Here is a 1,149-nt window from a genome sequence, read left to right as displayed (position 1 = left end):
GCAAGCACTCCACCGCTCCAGGCTGGTGCCGCGTGGGTTTGTTGTAGAGAGTGCGTGCTACGAAGGTGATAAGGCCATTATTGAGATCCGGGCGTCCGGAAGCGTCGGTCTGTGTCCCTTGTGCGGAACAGTTTCCCGACGTGTCCATAGCCGGTATCGGCGACGCGTAACTGACCTCCCGCTTTCGGGGCGGATCGTACAGCTCCTGGTGGTCGCCCGCCGCTTCCGCTGCGACGCCGTTCTGTGCGGGCGCCAAATCTTTACTGAGCGCTTCGCCGAAGGGGTGCTGGCTCCATCAGCCCGGCGCACAGCGAGGCTGGACTCCATAGTCCATCACCTCGGTCTGGCGCTTGGCGGACGACCGGCGGCAGGCTTCGCAAAACGGCTGATGCTGCCGGTGAGCAAGGATACGCTCCTTCGCGTGGTTCGACGCCGTAGCCGTCCACCAGCTGACCCGCTCAGGGTTATCGGCATTGATGATTGGGCATGGCGGCGCAATCACCGATACGCCAGCATCATCTGCAACCTGGAAAGGCGCCGGGTGGTCACCCTGCTGCCGGACCGTGAGCCCGCGACCGCCCAGGCCTGGCTCGCTGCTCATCCCACGATCGCGATCGTCGCCCGTGACCGCGGTGGAGCATATGGCGAAGCCGCGGCAAGAGCCCTGCCGCACGCGCTACAGGTCGCAGATCGTTGGCATCTGATGGAGAACGCCAGTCGGACCTTCCTCGATAGCGTATCCCGTCCGACGGTCATGAGACGAGCGATCGAAGGCAGAGACGGTGACGGTCGCGGCGGTAGAAGCTGGCGTGCCACCCCTGGTCGAGGCACGCGAGATCATCGCCGAATTCCACTTGATGATTCGGCGCCGAGCCGCCGCCGAGTTGTCACCCTGGATCGAGCGCGCTCGCGCCAGTCTTGTCGCATCGTTCGCCCGCGGCGTAACGAACGATGAAGCGGCGGTTCGGGCGGCGATCACCTCGCCATGGTCGAACGGACAGACTGAGGGTCAGATTACGCGCCTCAAGCTCGTCAGACGCCAAATGTACGGCCCTGGCAAAATCGATCTGCTTCAAGCCAGACTAATCGGCGCAGAATAAACGCAGCTGCACCAAAACTGCGACAGAGCCAAATTTGAACGCCGATTGA

General features: G+C 63.1%; 1 pseudogene. It reads left to right on the top strand.

Annotated elements, in window-relative coordinates:
- Nucleotides 1–22 precede the first annotated feature (22 nt).
- Nucleotides 23–1,100: pseudogene (locus tag K359_RS60830) on the top strand (ISL3 family transposase).
- Nucleotides 1,101–1,149: the final 49 nt, after the last annotated feature.

It is taken from the genome of Bradyrhizobium sp. th-b2, assembly GCF_000426785.1.
GTDB lineage: Bacteria > Pseudomonadota > Alphaproteobacteria > Rhizobiales > Xanthobacteraceae > Bradyrhizobium > Bradyrhizobium septentrionale.
This window is presented reverse-complemented; position numbering and strand designations above follow the sequence as displayed.